Origin of the sequence: Aminipila luticellarii (assembly GCF_004103735.1) — a bacterium.
In the GTDB taxonomy this organism is placed as follows: domain Bacteria; phylum Bacillota; class Clostridia; order Peptostreptococcales; family Anaerovoracaceae; genus Aminipila; species Aminipila luticellarii.
Genome location: NZ_CP035281.1, coordinates 2047272 through 2068137, shown reverse-complemented (window position 1 = coordinate 2068137; position 20866 = coordinate 2047272). Strand labels below are relative to the sequence as shown.

Here is a 20866-nt window from a genome sequence, read left to right as displayed (position 1 = left end):
GGAGGGCAAGATGTTCAATAGGCAACCTTTTAATCGCGAAGGATTTAACAGAAGCTCCGGGCAAAGCTCCGGAGCAAGCGGAATTGCTCTCCTGAAATTAACCGCCGCATCCGTGGAGGCTCGAAGAACTATAGCGGCCAGCGGCACATCCAGTATGAAGATGCAACAAACATCTGTCGCAACTGTTATAAAATATGCCGCCGCACTGGCGGCATTGGTCTTAAAAGGAACTGGAAAAGGAACGAAATATTTTATAGCACAGGCCGATCCGGGGAACATGGCTTTAAAGACTGCAGCAAGCCAAACACTAACAGGAGAAGCTTCTATTAATCTTACCGGGATCACGCTTAAACCGGGGGATGAATTAATAATAAATACGTGCGATATGTCTATAACCTTAAATGGAGAGAGCGTAATGGAATATATGGACGCCAATAGTGAGTTTTTTAATTTATTAAGTGGGTTGAATACGTTGGAATATACAGACGGCAGCGAAGAAAGAACTGCATCGTTTGACGTAATATGGAAGGATAGGTGGTTATAATGGATCCGATGGATAGCATCATAAGAGTATATGATCAAAACATGAAAAAGCTTGCATATTTGCAAAATGCTTTTGATATTGGATACGATCTTGCTTTAAACGAGCTTTGGCTGGCAAGCTTCTCGCTGCCGGCCGATGACCCCAAAAACATCTATTGCCAGCCGTTTAATTATGTAGAAATATTTGACGGAAAAGAAAGAATTGAATTATTTAGGATTATGCCATCTTCCCTGACAAGGAATATGAAAGGTGTAATCGCTTACCAGTGCGAACATGTACTGGCGACACTGCTCGATGATGTAATGTTTAAATACCATCAGATCGGTGGAGACAGTATCGGCACGGTGCAAGTATTAAGATACATATTGGACAGGCAAACAACGGGTAGATGGCAAATCCAAGAATGCGACTTTGACCGAAGATTTGAATATAAATGGGAGAATGAGAATCTGCTCGCCGCTCTATACTCGGTCCCGGAGGTTTTTGACGAAGCTTATAGATGGGAGTTTGACACGACCGGAACGATCTGGCGTTTGAAATTAAAAAAACTGCCAACAAAGTTTAAAGCAGACATCATGTACAGTAAAAACATGCTGGAGATCAAAAAAACAGTAGACTCTACAAAAGTAGTAACGAGGCTTTATTGTCTTGGATACGGAGAAGGGGATAACCAACTTGGAATAGAAAGCGTAAATGGCGGTGTGCCATATCTGGAAGCCAATACAACAACCTACGGCATTAAAGCAAGCATTTTAACGGATCGGCGCTTTGAAAGCCCTGAAACCTTAAAAGCATATGGACTAAGCGTGTTGAACGAACTTAAGAACCCATATAAATCATATCAAGTCAAGGCTATTGACTTGCACCGAAAAAGTCCGGAGAAGTTTGAAAAGTTCTTTCCTGGGGATATTGTAAGGATTGTAGATAAGCAGGATGACATCATCGAGGACCTACCAATCGTATCGGTCGTAAAATCCGATGTAAGAGGTAATCCGGGAGCGATAAATATAGAAGTTGCTAATAAATCGAAGGACATAGCGGGAACCATAACAGACCTCGCAAGCAGAACCAGGATCAATGAAGTCTATGCCCAGGGAGCGACCAATCAAATGGTAATTCCGTTTGCGGACAATGCCGATCCAGATCATCCGGCAGTAATGAAAGTTTACATACCGGATACCATGGTAAGGATAAATAAATGTATCCTTAATTTTCAGTTTGAAGCGTTCAGAGCTTACTCAAAGGCAGTCGGGGGCGGAGGTGCAAGCACAGAGTCCACTTCAGCCGGAGGAAACAGCTCACAAACATCATCGGCATCATTGGGTAAAATACAAACATCAATAAACACAGAATGGGGCATCACCTTACCAGGGACACCGGACATAATACATGATTCGGGAGAGCATAACCACGGCATACGAAACGGATCTAAACTTGCCTTAGCTGACGGAGGCTATGTTTATTTTTACGAAAGCGGGAAACACGGGCATCTTTTAGATACTCCGCACGAACATGATATAGAAATACCAGAACATGAACACACAGTTGATATACCGGCGCATACCCACACAGTGACATTTGCAGATCATACGCACGATCTTGAATTTGGGATTTATCAGGGAGAGACGGCGGATATGGTATCTATTAGAGTAGATGGAAATTTATTACCGGACATTGAAGAGGATCAGGATATAGATGTTGTGCCATACATGAGCGTGGACAGCAGCGGAAAAATAAACAGGAATACATGGCACACCATAGAAATCATCCCAGACAAAATGACCAGAGTGGCAGCCAATATATTCCTGCAAATATTTACCCAAAGTAGGGGCGGCGGAGATTATTAATTAATACCCAATTCTGCCAAAATACCTTTGTTAAAATACCCCTTGGCATCAATAGTTATATACTCCGTTTTTTCGATAGATTTACCGTTATATGTCAAACGAACGCCATTAAATCCCTCGCCGGAACAAAACGATATATCCACACCATATTTGTCGTGTAAATCACGCATGCTAATCAGATCAGATGTATCGGTGCTCGTATTTGTAACATTAGTTTGATCGTCTACTGGTGCCGGTTGACTTGCGTCTGATAATTCGATCGTTCTGCTGTCTGCCTTATAATTAACGGTATATCCTAAAAGGTTAGAGATTTCTCGCACTGGTAAATAAGACGTACCGTTATATACAATAGGCTGCGTACTAACTGTTTTGGCTTGTCCGTTTACTACAAAATTAAAGTTAGAAAATACGGCGGAGATACTATCTCCGGCAAAGGCAAAAGTGTTTGTAAATAAAAGGCCAATAACAAGGCCTGCAATAAATTTTTTCATGACATTTTTCTCCTTTTTATTTTAATAATATCATAGAAATGAGGAAAAACAACTAAAATTTGGAAAGGAAGGTGATGTTATGCAGGAAATGTATAAAGGCATGGTAAACAGTCCGGAAACAACTATTACAAATAGTATATCCAACTCTGACACTTTAATTTATGTCTTAGATCCAACAAGGGTTCCGGATCAGCTCCCGAATTTGATGACCTTAGGCACGGGAACCAACGCGGAGACTATAAAAGTATTATCTATAGACGGAAACACTCTGACGGTAGAAAGAGGATTCCAGGGCAATCCTGCGGCGTGGAGCACAGGAACTATAATCGCCAGAAATTTTACAGAATACGATTATAGAGCATTTAAAGAGAATATCGAAGATTTAGAAGCAAATAAAGCAACAAAAACTGAAGTCCAAGAAACTTCCAATAAAATAGGAATCTTAAGCAATCTTACTACTACTGAAAAGAGTAATTTAGTTGGTGCAATAACCGAGGTTAACGCTTCATTAAGCAAGGCAATTAAAAGCATGGGGGATTTAACCTCAACACATGATTTAAATAATTTTGTCATACCTGCAATATATACTTGTACAAGTTGCATAAATAGGCCTAGTGGCTCGACTTATGGAATTGTAGAGATATTATCAAGCGGAACGGTGTATGCAACACAAATTTACCATGATATACAATTCAACAAAACATACGTTAGGTATACAGCAGATGCAGTAAACAAAACATGGTCAGCTTGGCAAGAAATAGCAACTACCAAACAAGAGGATTGGATTGCACCAACACTACAGAATGGCTGGACTAATCAAGGGACTTTGCCTTGTGGATATTATAAAGATTCGTTTGGGGTAGTTCGTTTAAGAGGTAGAATTACAGGCGGAACATTTGCTAATGATACTACTATATTTACTTTACCAGTAGGCTATCGCCCATCTTGTGACGAAACTCATTATACATTTTTTTATAATGGTTCATCAAATCTTCTTGCTGCACTTAATTTTCATGCCGATGGGAAAATTGGGCTATGGGGAGTAAGTGCAAATAATTTCTTAGACCTCAATGGAATTACGTTTAGAGCAGGGGCATAGGAGGAAATATGAAAAAGGTAATTAAAATAGACGAAAACGGATTATTTGTTGAAGATGTTATTATTCAAGACGGCGAGAAAATTCCAACAAAGTGTATTGAAACTCTTTGCTCTGATGGATTTTATAAGCCTAAATGGGATGGTTCAAAATGGGTTGAAGGGCTAAGTGAAGAAGAAATAAATGCTCTTGTAAATATTATACCTGAGCCAACAGAAGCAGAAAGACTTGCAAGTGCTGAAAAAGCTATAGCAATATTGATGGGGGTGTAATATGTACGATTTTATATTAAACCAATGGATATTGGGTAATTTTGATGCTACAAGAGTTAATAAGTGCGTACCTAAATGGATTGACCAAAAACAAGCCGATGCTATTCTTGCAACACCACAAGTTTCTTAACTTAACATTTGATTAAGCGCAGAAAATATAAGTTAAATAATTTTGATAGGAGCACGCACGATGCGTGTTTTTTTAATACATTTTTAAAGCCGGTAACGGCAGAAGGAGAGGACAATTATGAAAACTAAGAGAGCACAATTTGACAAGAAGTATATGGACAACGGAGTATACACATTTATGCAGAAGAACAACAGAAATCCTGAAACCGGGGAAACTTATGGAACAAATGAAGTATTCAGAGCCATGCTGATCGAGGTGACAAAGGGCAATAAAGATCATTATAAAATTCCGGACGATTTAAATTTAGCAGAATTGCATAATGATGTAGCATGGCTGGAAGAAAAATAAACCACACAGGGGCAGAAATGCCCCCTTTTTCATTTGCAGAAAGAAGGGATAAAATGATTAATTTAAAATGCCTGCCGGTTGATAACTTAAACCTGGACGCAGTTAAAGGTACCGCTGCTTACGGGCCCAGGGTAAACCCAATAACCAAAAAACAGCAGATACACCACGGGGTGGACCTGAACAAGCTTACCACGGGACAGGCTGTTAACAATAAGCCAGTTAAAGCTACAGCTGGCGGCATAGTAATAGTATCAAAGATGCAAGGTAACGGCAAAGGCTATGGAAATTACATAGTGATAGACCATGGCAACTTTTATACTCTCCATGCGCATTTAAGTAGCCGAAAAATAACAGCAGGCCAGAGCGTAAAAGCAGGAACTGTTATAGGCGCGGTAGGCAGCACCGGAAACAGCACAGGGCCACACCTGCATTTTGGAATCTGCACAAGTTACAGCATGGCTGATCCCGATGGTAAAAGTTCATGGCTGGATCCGCTGCCATATTTAAAAGATCTGTTAAAAGTTGAAGAGGAGGAAGAGGAAATGAAAAGATATAACAAGGTAGAAGAATTACCAAAAAGTTTACAGCAGGAAGTTCGGGCACTGGTCAATGCCGGCGCATTGAAGGGTGATGAGAATGGGAATCTGGATATAACAGAAGATATGGCCAGGTGCATGATTATTAATAAAAGGTACGCAGATAGCAAGAAATAGGAGGCATCAATGACAACAGAATTTTGGATACAGATGATCGTATACGCTGTATCACTTGGCAGCTTCGGAGGAATGGTCATTACGAAGTTAAATAATCTCGAGAAGAAGCAAGATAAGCACAACGGGCTCATGGAAAGAATGGTAGTAGTGGAGCAGTCTGTAAAATCTGCCCACCACAGAATAGATGAAATTAAGGAGGAATACCATGAAAATTAACTGGAAACTTAGATTAAAGAATAAAACCACTCTGGCGGCTTTGGTTGCCTGTGTAGTGGCTTTTGTGTATCAGGTGCTGGGTATTTTAGGGATTACTGCTCCGATCTCTCAGGATCAAGTCGCACAGGGCATAAGTATAGTTATTAACCTTTTAGTTGCCGTTGGCGTGTTGGTGGATCCAACCACGTCCGGGACTGGAGACAGTACAAGAGCACTTACTTATAAAAAACCGAATTAAACACCTCATATTTTGGCTGCCCAGAAGTGCCATTGGACAATTTTTTTGTCGTAAAAGTTGTCGTAAAACTATAAAATCGGCTAACATTCATAAACATTTTTAAGCATTAATAAAAAGGCTCAACATGTTCAAATTAACACGTTTGAGCCTTTAATAACATATTATATCATTATCAAAAATTTGAGTTCGACTCTCCTCATCTCCACCAGACATAAAAAATGAGGCCTTGTGTCTCATTTTTTTATGTCTTTGATCAGAAAGGGTGAGGAGGGTCGAACTCGAAAGAAAAGAAAAACATCGAGGAGGTAATAAGGCTGATTCTTGCAAAACTATTTAGTCTTTGTCGTATTTTGACATAAATAACAGGTTTGGATTAGTTGTAATTTATCTTTTTATGTGATATTTTATTCTAAATAGGATATATTTGTTTAATTAGAAATATTAAACTTTCATATGAGGTGTTGAACATGTATGAAACATCAATTGCCAGAAAGAGTTCAGAGGGTAAAGTACAAAGTTTATGGGAGCATTCAACGAATGTAGCTGAAATTTCAAACGATATGTCCCATTTTCCAAATACCTCTAAACTTTTAGCCTATCTTCATGACTTGGGAAAGGTATCAGCAGAATTTCAAGAATACATAAATAAAGGAGGCGAACCCGGCAGCGTGATTCATGCTTGGCAAGGAGCCTTTTTATCCAATGAATGGCTTCCAACGGATTGTGCATCTGAAATCTTGATAAAAGAAATAATTGGGTTTTGTGTAACAGCACACCACAACCACCTTGCTGACGGAGTTGCGCCTGATGGCACCACCAATTATTTTGATAAGTTTTTAAAGGACAGTGATCCCAAGTATTTTTTAGACGAGATAAAAGGGAAGATCAGCGAAAGTGAAAAAGCTGAACTACAAAGGTTGTTTGAACATGCGAAGCCGGAGGTCAATGGCTTGTTGGCTCAAATTAAAGAAGTCTATAAAAATAAAAGTAGCGCAAACTTCGCACTGGGACTGTTTGTGAAGTATTTGTTTTCTTGCCTTGTAGATGCAGACAGACTGGATGCGTATTTGTTCGATATAAATGAAACCTATTCCAATCAGCCCTTTGACTGGGAGCCCCTTATCCTTATATTTGAAAATGAACTCTCCGAGTTTCCAATCGATTCAAACATATCTATCATACGAGGGGCTGTATCCGATAAATGCAAAGCTGCGGCAGATAAGGAAACCGGCATCTATCAGCTATCTGTACCAACAGGCGGAGGAAAGACTCTGTCCTCTTTTCGTTTCGCTCTCCACCATAGCAGACAATATAATAAAAAACGAATCATATATGTCATACCCTACCTTTCTATTATTGAGCAGACGGGGAACACGCTGCAGGATATTTTGAATTTACCAGATGATAATAACGTGATCTTTGAACATCATTCCAATATTGTGGAGCCGGAGGATGACAAGGCTTCAGAAATAAGAAAGCTAAGTGCCGCTAGGTGGAGCAGCCCGGTTATTCTCACGACTATGGTGCAGTTTTTGGAGTCCGTCATGTCAGCAAAAAGTGGTAAGCTTCGCAAGTTTGCTTCTATGGCAGATTCGGTTATTATCTTTGATGAAATTCAGTCCATGCCTATAAAGGCAATCCATTGTTTTAATGAAGTCGTCACCTTTTTATCTAAAATATTGAACGCCACTATTATCCTTTGCTCAGCCACCCAGCCGACTTTGGAATCCACTCAACGCACCAATTTACTGCTTCACGAGGAGGCTAAGCTTATTGACTGTACGGAGGAATTTAAAGGCATGAAGAGGGTAACCGTTTCGGCGGAAAGTGAGAAAGATTGTGAGACTGCTTCGGACTTTATTCTTGAAAAGGCCAATGTAAACGGCAATTGTCTGATTATCGTGAACACAAGGAAATCTGCGCTGGAAATATACAATCGACTAAAAAGTAAAACAGCATCTTTTAAAATCTTGCACCTCAGTACCTCTATGTGCCCAAACCATAGAGTGCAGATCATCCATGAAATGAAAACCTATTTAAAAGAGAATGAAAAAGTCATCTGTGTTTCTACCCAGCTGATTGAAGCTGGCGTTGACATTTCCTTTGCTTGTGTTGTGCGGGCAATGTCCGGTCTGGATTCCATAGCCCAAGCGGCAGGAAGGTGCAATAGAAATGGGGAAAGCGCTGTGCCGAAGATCGTATATACTTTCCCATTGAAAGATGAAAACTTGGATAGACTCATGGACATAAAATCTGGAAAAGAAATAACGGAGCAGATTATTCACGGCAAAAATGATGAATTAGATTTGTTGGATGAGCGGGTCATGGCGACCTTTTATCAGCGCTACTTTTCTGGGAAAGATGATCAAATGGACTATCCCACGGCAGAAGGTGAATGGATTTATGAAATGCTTTCCGGAAATGGCTATGGAAAGCGAAATTATAAAAATAGAACCGGCACCCTTTTTTCCCATTGTATTCCTCAGGCCTTCCACTCTGCGGGGGAAAACTTTAGCGTGATAGACAAGAATACAAAATCGGCTATTGTAATATTTGGTGAATCTGAAAGTCTCATCGAAGATTTCCGCAAGCAGCCTACTGGAATCCTTACAAAACAAAAGGCTCATATCATGAAAAAGCTTCAAAAATACAGTGTTTCTTTATATGAATGGGAGTGGAAGAAGTTATCCGAACAAGGTGCTTTAGATATCCTTGATGAGGAAACGGCCATCTTACTTCTTAGCGGAAGTTACTATTCCGAAGAAACAGGCGTTGTTTTAGAGATCATTCAAGATGATCTTATCATATAGAGAGGAGGAAAAAATGAAAGATGAAATGTTGGAAGCAATGATAAAAAAGCGAAACTCGGTAGAGTTTGAAGTCTATGGAAAGTATGCATTGTTTTCAGATCCCATCACCCGAGTTGGGGGTGAAAAGTTTTCCTATCAGGTACCCACGTATCAGGCGTTGAAGGGTATACTAGAGTCCGTTTATTGGAAGCCCACGTTTATCTGGGTGATTGATGCCGTTCGGGTCATGAATAAAATTCAAACGGAGGGAAAAGGCATTCGACCCATTAAAATGAATGGTGGAAATGATTTGTCCTATTATACTTATCTCAAGGAGGCCCGATATCAGGTGCTGGCTCATTTTGAATGGAATGAAAATCGACCCGGATTACAAAACGACCGCAATGAAAATAAGCATCACAACATCGCAAAGCGCAGTATTGGAAAGGGCGGTCGGCGGGATATATTTTTGGGCACACGGGAATGCCAAGGCTATGTTGAACACTGTGAGTTTGGGCGTGGAAGTGGATTTTACGATGATTATGGAGAGCTGAATTTCGGTTTTATGTTCCACGGAATTGATTATCCTGATGAAAATCCAACAAAAAATGAGGAAGGAATACCGTTACGGAATTTCGATGTGCGTTTTTATAATTGCACAATGAAAGATGGGATTATTCTTTTTCCGGCGCCTAGCGATTCTTCTCTTAAACGGAGAACGGTGTTTGAAAACCAGCAGATGAAAGAATTTGTCATAGGACAGAATCTATTGCCTGTGGAAACTGAAGGCGGTGATGAATAGTGGGATTATTTCAGAATTTACTTGAAACCTATGAGAAATGTTCAGAAGCAGTGGGCATCGTCCAGGTGGATGCTGACGGCAATGCCAATGAAAAGAAAACGTTGCTGCCCATTGGGCATATGACATTTAAGTCTCAAATTTGTGTGACAATTGACGAAGATGGAGTATTTGTTCGTGCAAGCCGCGACAATAAAGAAACGACGATTATTGCACCGTGCACGGAAATCTCAGCAGGGCGTTCTTCCGGAATAGCTGCACATTCCCTTTGCGATCAACTGGATTATGTGGGCGACATAAATGAGGGTAAAATAGCAGCTTATCTCTCCCAGCTGAATTCATGGAAAGGGAATATTCCTGAGCTTAATGCAATCTATACTTATGTATCAGGCAAAACCATGATGGATGATTTACTGAATAGCCGTATTTTTAAAGAGAGTGAGTATCAAACAAAAACGGACGAGCATGGGGAAAGCCAGCTCGATAAGGAAAAAATACGGAAGCTGGGGGTACGCTTTATTGTACAGATGACGGACAATATGGTAAAGGTTTGGGAAAGCACCGAGTTGCGCAATGCCTGGATCGACAATATGAGTAGCAATTCAACTTTCAACGAGGAAGCCTTTGATTATTTAAGCGGAGAGGTGGTTCATCAAGTTGCAGCACAGCATCCGAAGAATATTAATTCCCTTACAGGAAATGCGAAATTACTTTCATGCAATGATACAAGCGGCTTTACGTTCCGAGGGCGGTTTGCAAAACAAAACGATGCGGTAATCGTTGATTACATCCAATCTCAAAAAATGCATCAGATGCTGCGTTGGCTCATTGCCAATTATGGTTATGCGGCTGATTCTCAGGTTATTGTAACCTGGGGTGTGGATCGTGACACAGAGGTAAAAGCAAAGGTACAAGATAATTCCTTGGACTTTTTCGAGAATATGGAAGAGGTTAAAACAAAAGCGGACATTCTATCGGGAACAAAAGGAGGAATTTACGCGGATTATGCCGATAAATTGAAAAATCTTCTGCAAGGATTCGGAAATGCAAAGGATATAAAACAGCATTTTTGTAAAATTTGTATTGCCGTCTTCGATGCGGCGACCACCGGTAGGATGGGATTAGTGTTTTATCAGGAGCTTCCCAAGAATACATATCTTGAAAACATCGTCAACTGGCATAGCGATACCTCTTATTTCTTAACTGCATGGAAAAAGGAAAGAGATGAACATGGTAAAGACAAAAATACGCCGATCCATTACATCGGAGCGCCATCTTTTGATGACATAGTGTTTGCAGTTTATGGGAAGTCCCATGGGGATAAATCCTATGAAATACTAAAAAAGAATACGCGCAAGCAGCTTTTGGAGTGCATGTTTGGAAATTTTGCGTTTCCCAAGAATATGGTTGAAATGGCGGCAAATCGAGCTTCAAATCCCATGGGCTTTATGGATTTAAACGGCAAATTTAGTGAAAATGATTGGAAACGAGCCCTAAGCATAACGTGTGCATTAACACGAAAATTTTACAAACAACAAAAGGAGGAGATACCATTGGAACTAGACACGGACAGAACGAACAGAGACTATCTGTTCGGCAGATTGCTGTCGGTTGCGGACAAGCTTGAAAGCGCAGCCCTTTACAAAGCCGATAAGCAGAATACAAGACCGACAAATGCAACAAAACTCATGAGTGCCTTTCGGGTAAAACCGCATTCCACCTGGGGGATACTGTATGATCAACTGATTCCTTACAGGAACCAGCTGAATGGGGCAGGTTATTATCAGTCTTTGATTGACAACATTCTGGTTTTATTTGAAGAGGGTGATTACGAAGATAATTCTCCACTTTCTCCGCTATACCTTCTGGGCTATGCGGCACAGAACAGGGCATTCCTTAAAAATAATAATAATGAAAAAACGGAGGGAACAGACAATGGCTACATTACAGAATAAAATTGATTTCGCACTGATCTTTACGGTGAAGAATGCAAACCCCAACGGAGATCCCTTGGGTGGCAACCGGCCCCGTACAACCAGTGACGGATTGGGTGAGGTTTCAGATGTGTGCTTGAAGCGCAAAATCCGCAATCGATTACAGGAGCTTGGCAGCGATATTTTTGTTCAGATGGATGAAAACAATAGGGATGGGAAAAAATCACTTTCCGAGAGATTCAACGATTTTCTTTCAACGTTAAGTAAAGATGAACAGAAGGTTAAAGACACCGTCGCTGCAAAAGCCTGCGAAAAATGGATGGATGTTCGCTCCTTCGGTCAAGTCTTTGCATTCAAGAAAGGCAGTACCACCGCAGAGGTTTCAATGGGCATACGGGGTCCGGTTACCATACAATCTGCGTTCAGCAAAGAACCTATTGTTATTGAATCCATTCAAATCACTAAATCTGTAAATGGTGATCCAACATCTGATGGCAAGAAATCTTCCGATACTATGGGAATGAAGCATCGCGTTTCCAAGGCTGTTTATGTGACCTACGGCAGCATCAGCCCTCAGCTTGCGGAAAAAACTGGTTTCTCCGATGGAGATGCAGATGCCATTAAAAATGTACTTGTCTCCTTGTTTGAAGGGGATGAATCGTCGGCCCGTCCAAGCGGATCTATGCAGGTGCTTAACGTCGTATGGGTTGCTCATAACAGTAAATCCGGGCAATATTCCTCGGCAAAAGTCCATAACAGCATAAACGTAGGGGAAGATGGGTCTGTAACCATTGAAGAGCTTGATGGATTGTCGTATGAAGTTTTAGAATCATGATATACGAAGAAGAGGATTACTTATTGTTATCGGGTATTCAGCATTATGCTTTCTGCCCTCGTCAATGGGCACTTATTCACATAGAGGATCAATGGAACGAGAACTATTTAACGACTGGGGGCAGGCTGCTGCACAGCAAAGCGCATAATGGGGAGTCCGTTGAAAAACGCGGCAATTTGATTATTTTTCGTGGGCTGAAGGTGCGGTCGTCTGAACTGGGCATATCAGGTGAGTGTGACATCGTTGAGTTTCATAAATCCCATGACGGTGTATCCCTGCACGGTTATTCAGACCTGTGGAGCCCCTATCCGGTGGAATACAAGCGTGGCAAAAGTAAACTGGATGATTGCGATAGACTGCAGCTTTGTGCGCAGGCCGTATGCTTGGAAGAGATGTTATGCGTGAAAATCGAAAACGGCGCATTATTTTATGGGGAACCGCGAAGGCGGGAAGTGGTTGCATTTACGCTGGAGCTTCGGACCACGCTAAAGGATACGGTGACAACTATGCATCAACTATTTATGCAAAAATATACGCCAAAAGCTGTTAAAGGAAAATACTGTAAAAGTTGCAGTATCAAGGAGCTATGTTTGCCCAACCTCGGGAAAGCGGACAAGACCTCTGTGAAAAGGTATATGGAGGCGCACTTGGAATGAAAAAACTATTAAATGTTTTGTTTGTGACCCAAACCGATGCAAAGGTTTATCTTGAAACGGAAAATGTCTGCGTCAGAAAAGAAGATGAACTATTGATTCGCGTCCCGTTGTTGAATTTAGAACAAATTGTTTTATTCAATTATTATGGGGCTACTCCACAGCTATTGGGAGAATGTGTAAAGAGGAAAATTTCTGTCAGTTTTTTGAGTGAGTATGGCAAATACTATGGCACCTTTCATGGGGAATCAAGCGGGAATGTACTCCTGAGGCGGGAACAGTATCGCATTGCTGATGATAATCGTGGATTGGAATATGCAAAAGCCTTTATATTTGGGAAGCTGCATAATCAGAAATGGGTGATTGAACGAGGGATCAGAGATTACTCTTTAAGGATTGATACGCCATTGCTAAAAAAGCAAAGCAGCTTTATCAGCGAACAATTAAAACAGGTTTTGAGCGTTGATAGCGGTGAAACCCTTAGAGCCGCTGAAGGAAATGCCGCACACTATTATTTCTCTGCATTTGATGAACTGATATTGCAAAACAAAGAATTCTTCACTTTTAAAACTCGAAATCGTCGCCCGCCAACGGATGCGGTTAATGCAATGCTGTCCTTTGCCTACACCTTGCTTGCAAGCGAATGTCGACATGCTCTTGAAGTCGTTGGTTTGGATAGCTATGTGGGATTTTTACATGCAGACAGGCCTGGCCGGGCTTCGCTTGCGCTGGATTTGATGGAAGAACTTCGTCCACACGTTGCAGATCGGTTCGTACTTTCCCTGATAAATCGAAGCGAAGTAGCAGAAAGCGATTTTGAAGTTCAGAGTTCAGGGGCGGTATACTTATCGGCACAGTCTCGTAAGAAGTTTTTATCCTCATGGCAAAATCGGAAGAAAGAGGAAATCGTCCACCCGTTTTTAAAAGAAAAGATTGAATGGGGATTGGTTCCATATTGCCAAGCCTTATTGCTGGCTCGAACCATACGCGGCGATTTGGATGGTTATCCGCCGTTTCTATGGAAGTAAGGAGGAAAGGGCATGCTTGTATTAGTAACTTATGATGTTTCAACTGAAACCATGGCAGGGAAAAAACGGCTGAGGCATGTTGCAAAAAAATGTTTGTCATACGGACAGCGTGTTCAAAATTCAGTCTTTGAGTGCAATATTGACTGGAGTCAATATCTCAATTTGCAAAACGAATTGAAAACAATTATTAATACAAAAGAAGACAGCTTACGATTTTATAACCTGGGTAATAATTACTCAGAAAAAGTCATTCATATTGGGGCTAAACCTAGTATTGATTTAGAAGGAGATTTAATCATATAGAGTGGTAGGTGGAATTGGTGCGAAACACAAGCGAACATGAAATCGGTGAAAGGTTCGCACCAGAAGTCCAAAAGTTTTCTCTGTGAACTCGGCATTATTGGGCAACCGATAATCTGCCAAACACAAGATATGCTTTTAAAAACTATTTTTTTGAGCAAGTCTTGCGGTCGCTCCTCGCAAGGGGAGTGTGGATTGAAATAATCCATATATGTTAAAGATTGACAATATGCTAATGGTCGCTCCTCGCAAGGGGAGTGTGGATTGAAATAAAGTGGGAACAGTTTAAATGAAACATTAGATGAAGTCGCTCCTCGCAAGGGGAGTGTGGATTGAAATATGTAATGGAAGTTGTAACAGAGATTGAGATACGTGTCGCTCCTCGCAAGGGGAGTGTGGATTGAAATTGAAAAGCTTGAAAGAGAAATCGAACTAGAAAAGGTCGCTCCTCGCAAGGGGAGTGTGGATTGAAATTTGTTCCCCTGCAATTTCTGTAATCCAGTCTACGTCGCTCCTCGCAAGGGGAGTGTGGATTGAAATAGCATGAATACGACCATTTACAAGGTGTATTATATGTCGCTCCTCGCAAGGGGAGTGTGGATTGAAATATGTAAAATTACTTATTGGTCACGCTCTAAAGGAGTCGCTCCTCGCAAGGGGAGTGTGGATTGAAATATCATAGTAGTAAATATATTGTTAAGTGGTGTATAGGTCGCTCCTCGCAAGGGGAGTGTGGATTGAAATATTAGATATGTTGACTTCAGCTATGAAAGCTAATGTCGCTCCTCGCAAGGGGAGTGTGGATTGAAATTATTGGAACAGAAAGTGGTTTATTAGTTGATAGTGTCGCTCCTCGCAAGGGGAGTGTGGATTGAAATTTAAAAATACATTCTTTATCTTTAATTATTGCTTTGTCGCTCCTCGCAAGGGGAGTGTGGATTGAAATTGTTGGAGTGTATAAAGAGGATAGCCTTGTAGGCGTCGCTCCTCGCAAGGGGAGTGTGGATTGAAATAATTTTATTTGGGATTAATTGCAATTTTCCACTACGTCGCTCCTCGCAAGGGGAGTGTGGATTGAAATCATGAACTTATCGAACTTATCTAAATACATTATAGTCGCTCCTCGCAAGGGGAGTGTGGATTGAAATAGCTTAGCCATCCAAGCCCTACAAGAGAAAGCCGCGTCGCTCCTCGCAAGGGGAGTGTGGATTGAAATAGTTTGTGTTAAATCGTTAATTTCTCTTAAAAGGTCGCTCCTCGCAAGGGGAGTGTGGATTGAAATCTTGCACTAGATTAGAACAGGTGCAGGAGATTGCGTCGCTCCTCGCAAGGGGAGTGTGGATTGAAATTATGTTATAATGATTAAAAGTGAGGTGAAATTAGGTCGCTCCTCGCAAGGGGAGTGTGGATTGAAATATTGTTTACATATTTTTCCTGATGGTTTATAATTGTCGCTCCTCGCAAGGGGAGTGTGGATTGAAATTTAGAGCTGTATGATATTTTGTGTGCTCATCACTAGTCGCTCCTCGCAAGGGGAGTGTGGATTGAAATCAATTGAAATAGATTCGGTGGATGAATTTATAAATGTCGCTCCTCGCAAGGGGAGTGTGGATTGAAATTGCCACAAATACAATTTATACAAAATATATGGTGTCGCTCCTCGCAAGGGGAGTGTGGATTGAAATTTAGTCGGGGGTGGATATGACGGAGCTGCAGGAAGTCGCTCCTCGCAAGGGGAGTGTGGATTGAAATAAGAATTGCTTGCTTATAATGCTACTTTAATAGAGTCGCTCCTCGCAAGGGGAGTGTGGATTGAAATCCTCCCTTTTATTATTTAGAATGGAGGTTAGGTGTCGCTCCTCGCAAGGGGAGTGTGGATTGAAATGGTTACAATAAAGGTTATTGGGAAGGTGATTTTAGTCGCTCCTCGCAAGGGGAGTGTGGATTGAAATTATAGAATTAATTAAAGTAATGATGACTAATATGTCGCTCCTCGCAAGGGGAGTGTGGATTGAAATTTGTTTATACAAAAATAATTCAAAACAATACAGGTCGCTCCTCGCAAGGGGAGTGTGGATTGAAATATAAGAGAATTAAGAAGAATTGCAAATGAAGATGGTCGCTCCTCGCAAGGGGAGTGTGGATTGAAATATTACATAAAAGGAGGTGAGCCGTATGGCTAAAGTCGCTCCTCGCAAGGGGAGTGTGGATTGAAATAGTATCTATAATCTGCTGTGCGACTAATGGTTCTGTCGCTCCTCGCAAGGGGAGTGTGGATTGAAATATAAAGTCGCTGGCCTCTCGAAAGGTTATAGGTCTGTCGCTCCTCGCAAGGGGAGTGTGGATTGAAATGCCTTTGTACTCATAGGGCAGCCTATACAGCCAAGGTCGCTCCTCGCAAGGGGAGTGTGGATTGAAATATTGGAATTGCTCCAAGTGCTTTTAAATTTTCCTCGTCGCTCCTCGCAAGGGGAGTGTGGATTGAAATTTTGATGAAGTAGCACTACAACCAGAATCCTTTGTGTCGCTCCTCGCAAGGGGAGTGTGGATTGAAATCACATGTTTAAAAAGCTATCTACGGCTTTATTTTGTCGCTCCTCGCAAGGGGAGTGTGGATTGAAATACCTTTGTTATGAAAAGCCAACAAGATGATACAGTCGCTCCTCGCAAGGGGAGTGTGGATTGAAATTCTTTCAACTTCCTGTTGAATTAAGGTAACAATGTCGCTCCTCGCAAGGGGAGTGTGGATTGAAATTCACAGTCATTTTGGACACCTCTTTCTATATAGTCGCTCCTCGCAAGGGGAGTGTGGATTGAAATCAGTCAGTGAAGCAGATGGCAATAAATTATGCTTTGTCGCTCCTCGCAAGGGGAGTGTGGATTGAAATACCAATCCAGATGTGCGTGCAGCTGCGCAACAGAGTCGCTCCTCGCAAGGGGAGTGTGGATTGAAATGGTCTTATCGCGTCAGTTACGGCGCGTAAACACGTCGCTCCTCGCAAGGGGAGTGTGGATTGAAATCTCCCGAAATGCGCCCCTTTAAATGAACGATACCGTCGCTCCTCGCAAGGGGAGTGTGGATTGAAATACTTTCCACTAAAAACTTTAGTGCCACAAGTAAAGGTCGCTCCTCGCAAGGGGAGTGTGGATTGAAATTAAATTAGTGATAGCAGACATAGGGTGCGCGTCAGTCGCTCCTCGCAAGGGGAGTGTGGATTGAAATGCGAAAACAATAAATGTAATAGCCATTAGTCCGAGTCGCTCCTCGCAAGGGGAGTGTGGATTGAAATAAGCCAACCATCGGGGGAAGTATTAAAAAATCCGTCGCTCCTCGCAAGGGGAGTGTGGATTGAAATCGATTGCGGTAACGTCAATCATAAATGAATTTGTGTCGCTCCTCGCAAGGGGAGTGTGGATTGAAATTTACGAATAGACGGGGAAGAAACCGACGCAACTTGTCGCTCCTCGCAAGGGGAGTGTGGATTGAAATCTTTGCTCCGGTCGGTCGCTCTCTTCCTCTATAATGTCGCTCCTCGCAAGGGGAGTGTGGATTGAAATTCTATGACCTCCCCGTCCAGTTTAGGATCCATATGTCGCTCCTCGCAAGGGGAGTGTGGATTGAAATCTCCCGAAATGCGCCCCTTTAAATGAACGATACCGTCGCTCCTCGCAAGGGGAGTGTGGATTGAAATATAACCCACATATTTAAAATAAAATTATACATCGTGTCGCTCCTCGCAAGGGGAGTGTGGATTGAAATGTATGAAACGGGCGTGTTATTCATTAGCCGTAAGTCGCTCCTCGCAAGGGGAGTGTGGATTGAAATAGTAGTAACGAAGAAAAGAACACAAGTCCGGCGATGTCGCTCCTCGCAAGGGGAGTGTGGATTGAAATGGCTTTAAACTAACAGACTTCGGAGCATCGACTGTCGCTCCTCGCAAGGGGAGTGTGGATTGAAATAATGAGAATGACGAGGTATAAACATGAATGTAAGTCGCTCCTCGCAAGGGGAGTGTGGATTGAAATGTATTGATAGAATCACGGAGTTAGTTCTCTTAGTGTCGCTCCTCGCAAGGGGAGTGTGGATTGAAATATCTGCAATATTACCAATACCACAAGAAGGCTCGTCGCTCCTCGCAAGGGGAGTGTGGATTGAAATCTGTTCAAATTCAACATTACAAAATATTAAAAGGTCGCTCCTCGCAAGGGGAGTGTGGATTGAAATCTTTTTACAATGGATTAAGCAAGCCGAAGAATTGTCGCTCCTCGCAAGGGGAGTGTGGATTGAAATTATTATAACAATAGTTTTTATTTATGGTATTATGTCGCTCCTCGCAAGGGGAGTGTGGATTGAAATATTTACTTTGATTAAAATTATATTTTGTTTACAGTCGCTCCTCGCAAGGGGAGTGTGGATTGAAATCAACTTGAATTATATTGTCTTCTGTATCTTGTAGTCGCTCCTCGCAAGGGGAGTGTGGATTGAAATAAATGTCCATTTTAGATTGTGTTTATCTAGTTTCGTCGCTCCTCGCAAGGGGAGTGTGGATTGAAATGTTATAACATGGAGCAAGTTGGTGAAGTCTTACGGTCGCTCCTCGCAAGGGGAGTGTGGATTGAAATCTTTTTACAATGGATTAAGCAAGCCGAAGAATTACGTCGCTCCTCGCAAGGGGAGTGTGGATTGAAATCTTTTTACAATGGATTAAGCAAGCCGAAGAATTAGTCGCTCCTCGCAAGGGGAGTGTGGATTGAAATGTCATAACATGGAGCAAGTTGGTGAAGTCTTACGAGTCGCTCCTCGCAAGGGGAGTGTGGATTGAAATACTGACAGGTTTATCAATTACACATCCAGAACTGTCGCTCCTCGCAAGGGGAGTGTGGATTGAAATTCGTATACGCCTTGTTGCGGAATAAACTGCATAGGTCGCTCCTCGCAAGGGGAGTGTGGATTGAAATGGTTGCGGTACTCCGTTGTCTATGGAGGATTCTAGTCGCTCCTCGCAAGGGGAGTGTGGATTGAAATACTATACTTATCCACAGATAATCATAAGTTATCCGTCGCTCCTCGCAAGGGGAGTGTGGATTGAAATACTTCAGACTTTGAAGCACTAACCAAGCGAATAAACGTCGCTCCTCGCAAGGGGAGTGTGGATTGAAATACAAACTGGATGCACCAACGACAAATATATTAAAAGTCGCTCCTCGCAAGGGGAGTGTGGATTGAAATTTTAAATCACATAAATTTACAAATGACTTTTGTAGTCGCTCCTCGCAAGGGGAGTGTGGATTGAAATATATTTTTATCGGCATAACATGGAACCAAGAGGTGAGTCGCTCCTCGCAAGGGGAGTGTGGATTGAAATGTACCATCTCCCATATTAGCAACACCAATTGCAAGTCGCTCCTCGCAAGGGGAGTGTGGATTGAAATCATCTTTAGCACCTCTTTTCACATTTTGAGTGTGTGTCGCTCCTCGCAAGGGGAGTGTGGATTGAAATGAAAAAAGCAAACTGCTATATTTAGCTGGGGATGATCGTCGCTCCTCGCAAGGGGAGTGTGGATTGAAATAGAGCTGATGGGAATCTATGAGGATGATAAAGACGTCGCTCCTCGCAAGGGGAGTGTGGATTGAAATTTTGGAGTAATCGGTTTTGATGATTTTAAATGTTGCTTCTGCCACTGCATTGTCATAGGGACAGCCTTTCATGCTCAAAGAACGGCGGATGTGAAAGGTCTCAAGTGTTTCCTCCAGAGTCTTGTTCTTAAATTCATTTCCACGGTCTGTATGGAAAATCTGTATTTTATCCAGATTAACATTGACTCTGGAAAAAGCTTTGCTTACCAGTGCAGCATCTTTGTTCTTTCCTGCACTGTAACCGATGATTTCCCGGTTAAACAAATCAACAAGCACACAGATGTAATTCCAGCTGTTTCCTGCCCTTACATAGGTCAAATCACTGACTACTACGTTATATTGCGGCTGGTCAGAAAATTCCCGGTTTACTATGTTATGCACTTTGGATTCATTGCATTTATCAATATGCGGCTTATATTGTACCACCGTATAGGAAGAAACAAGCCCTTCCTGTTTCATGATCCGCCCAATGCGCTGGCGGGATACTACGAAGCCCTTTTTGAAAAGCTCCACCTTGATTTTCCGGGTACCATAATTATTCCGGCTCTGCCGGAATATCTCCCGGATTTGGGCAACCAGATTGTCCTCCTGTGGTTTTTGCTTTGCTTCATAATAATAAGAACTTCTTGGAATGTTTAGGACTTTACACATTGCTGATACACAGTATTTGTGGGCGTTTGCTTTTATCACATTTACTTTCGTCCTAAAATCAGCGCTGCTTGTTTTAAAATGTCGTTCTCCATCTCCAATTGTTTATTGCGTTTACGCAGTTCCATTAACTCCTGCTGCTCTGTGGAACGGTTATCTTTCTCGTGGAAAGAACCAGAGGCAGCAGACTGCTTAAGCCATTTATCCAGCAATGAGGTGGCGATATCGTATTCACGGCAGATATCACATTTACGTTTTCCATTCTGATACAGTTGAACTAGCTGCTGCTTAAATTCATCTGTATAGGAACGAGGCTTTCTTCTTTCGGTCATGATAGTAACTCCTTT

General features: G+C 41.9%; 18 protein-coding genes, 1 pseudogene and 1 CRISPR repeat array. Of the genes and pseudogenes, 16 read left to right on the top strand and 3 right to left on the bottom strand.

Annotation, left to right across the window (positions count from 1 at the left end; all coding sequences use genetic code 11):
• Positions 1–10 precede the first annotated feature (10 nt).
• Both EQM06_RS09530 and EQM06_RS09525 read left to right on the top strand, forming a co-directional pair.
• A complete protein-coding gene (locus EQM06_RS09530) occupies positions 11–544 on the top strand; it encodes a phage distal tail protein (RefSeq protein WP_128746215.1) in 534 nt (177 codons plus the stop codon).
• Positions 544–2391: a phage tail spike protein gene (locus EQM06_RS09525; RefSeq protein ID WP_128746214.1), complete on the top strand. Its 1848-nt coding sequence runs from the start codon at positions 544–546 to the stop codon at positions 2389–2391. The genes EQM06_RS09530 and EQM06_RS09525 overlap by 1 nt, the downstream gene beginning before the upstream one ends.
• Here the strand turns inward: EQM06_RS09525 and EQM06_RS09520 are convergent.
• On the bottom strand, positions 2388–2882 hold the full coding sequence (locus tag EQM06_RS09520) for a stalk domain-containing protein (RefSeq protein ID WP_128746213.1): 495 nt from the start codon (positions 2880–2882) through the stop codon (positions 2388–2390). The genes EQM06_RS09525 and EQM06_RS09520 overlap by 4 nt on opposite strands.
• A 79-nt stretch (positions 2883–2961) precedes the next feature.
• Here EQM06_RS09520 and EQM06_RS09515 point away from each other — a divergent pair, with 79 nt between their 5' ends.
• From EQM06_RS09515 to cas2, 14 genes are all read left to right on the top strand, one after another.
• Positions 2962–3981, top strand: a complete 1020-nt coding sequence (locus tag EQM06_RS09515) for a pyocin knob domain-containing protein (protein WP_128746212.1) — start codon at positions 2962–2964, stop codon at positions 3979–3981.
• 8 nt (positions 3982–3989) lie between these two features.
• Entirely contained in the window at positions 3990–4250 is a 261-nt protein-coding gene (locus EQM06_RS09510; protein ID WP_128746211.1) for a hypothetical protein, read from the top strand.
• A 1-nt stretch (position 4251) separates the two neighbouring features.
• The gene (locus EQM06_RS13265; RefSeq protein WP_269140030.1) at positions 4252–4380 is read left to right on the top strand and encodes a hypothetical protein; all 129 of its coding nucleotides are present in this window, start codon (positions 4252–4254) and stop codon (positions 4378–4380) included.
• A 117-nt stretch (positions 4381–4497) separates the two neighbouring features.
• Positions 4498–4728: a hypothetical protein gene (locus EQM06_RS09505; protein WP_128746210.1), complete on the top strand. Its 231-nt coding sequence runs from the start codon at positions 4498–4500 to the stop codon at positions 4726–4728.
• Positions 4710–5441, top strand: coding sequence for a M23 family metallopeptidase (locus EQM06_RS09500; RefSeq protein ID WP_128746209.1), 732 nt, complete (start codon positions 4710–4712; stop codon positions 5439–5441). Before EQM06_RS09505 ends, EQM06_RS09500 begins: the two co-directional genes overlap by 19 nt.
• Positions 5442–5450: 9 nt before the next feature.
• Positions 5451–5657 carry a hypothetical protein gene (locus EQM06_RS09495; protein ID WP_128746208.1) on the top strand — a complete coding sequence of 69 codons (207 nt, stop codon included), beginning with the start codon at positions 5451–5453 and terminating at the stop codon, positions 5655–5657.
• On the top strand, positions 5647–5895 hold the full coding sequence (locus tag EQM06_RS09490; RefSeq protein WP_128746207.1) for a phage holin: 249 nt from the start codon (positions 5647–5649) through the stop codon (positions 5893–5895). The genes EQM06_RS09495 and EQM06_RS09490 overlap by 11 nt, the downstream gene beginning before the upstream one ends.
• Positions 5896–6362: 467 nt before the next feature.
• Positions 6363–8705 (top strand): CRISPR-associated helicase Cas3', encoded by a 2343-nt coding sequence (gene cas3, locus EQM06_RS09485; RefSeq protein WP_128746206.1) that lies wholly within the window; start codon positions 6363–6365, stop codon positions 8703–8705.
• Between the two features lie 13 nt (positions 8706–8718).
• Positions 8719–9486, top strand: coding sequence for a type I-C CRISPR-associated protein Cas5c (gene cas5c, locus EQM06_RS09480; protein WP_330548324.1), 768 nt, complete (start codon positions 8719–8721; stop codon positions 9484–9486).
• Positions 9486–11438, top strand: a complete 1953-nt coding sequence (cas8c, locus tag EQM06_RS09475) for a type I-C CRISPR-associated protein Cas8c/Csd1 (protein WP_164914420.1) — start codon at positions 9486–9488, stop codon at positions 11436–11438. Before cas5c ends, cas8c begins: the two co-directional genes overlap by 1 nt.
• On the top strand, positions 11419–12252 hold the full coding sequence (gene cas7c, locus EQM06_RS09470; RefSeq protein ID WP_128746204.1) for a type I-C CRISPR-associated protein Cas7/Csd2: 834 nt from the start codon (positions 11419–11421) through the stop codon (positions 12250–12252). The genes cas8c and cas7c overlap by 20 nt, the downstream gene beginning before the upstream one ends.
• Entirely contained in the window at positions 12249–12908 is a 660-nt protein-coding gene (gene cas4, locus EQM06_RS09465) for a CRISPR-associated protein Cas4 (RefSeq protein WP_128746203.1), read from the top strand. The genes cas7c and cas4 overlap by 4 nt, the downstream gene beginning before the upstream one ends.
• Positions 12905–13933: a type I-C CRISPR-associated endonuclease Cas1c gene (cas1c, locus tag EQM06_RS09460; RefSeq protein ID WP_128746202.1), complete on the top strand. Its 1029-nt coding sequence runs from the start codon at positions 12905–12907 to the stop codon at positions 13931–13933. The genes cas4 and cas1c overlap by 4 nt, the downstream gene beginning before the upstream one ends.
• 12 nt (positions 13934–13945) lie before the next feature.
• On the top strand, positions 13946–14236 hold the full coding sequence (gene cas2 / locus EQM06_RS09455) for a CRISPR-associated endonuclease Cas2 (RefSeq protein ID WP_128746201.1): 291 nt from the start codon (positions 13946–13948) through the stop codon (positions 14234–14236).
• Positions 14237–14402: 166 nt separating this feature from the next.
• Positions 14403–19871: a CRISPR direct-repeat array (repeat unit 33 nt; unit sequence GTCGCTCCTCGCAAGGGGAGTGTGGATTGAAAT).
• Positions 19872–19928: 57 nt separating this feature from the next.
• Here cas2 and EQM06_RS13510 read toward each other — a convergent pair.
• Together EQM06_RS13510 and EQM06_RS13505 are read right to left on the bottom strand one after the other, a co-directional pair.
• A pseudogene (locus EQM06_RS13510) lies at positions 19929–20522 on the bottom strand (IS3 family transposase); the annotation flags it as partial.
• 41 nt (positions 20523–20563) lie between these two features.
• Complete coding sequence (locus EQM06_RS13505) at positions 20564–20851, bottom strand: transposase (RefSeq protein WP_408608671.1); 288 nt, start codon at positions 20849–20851, stop codon at positions 20564–20566.
• Positions 20852–20866 lie beyond the last annotated feature (15 nt).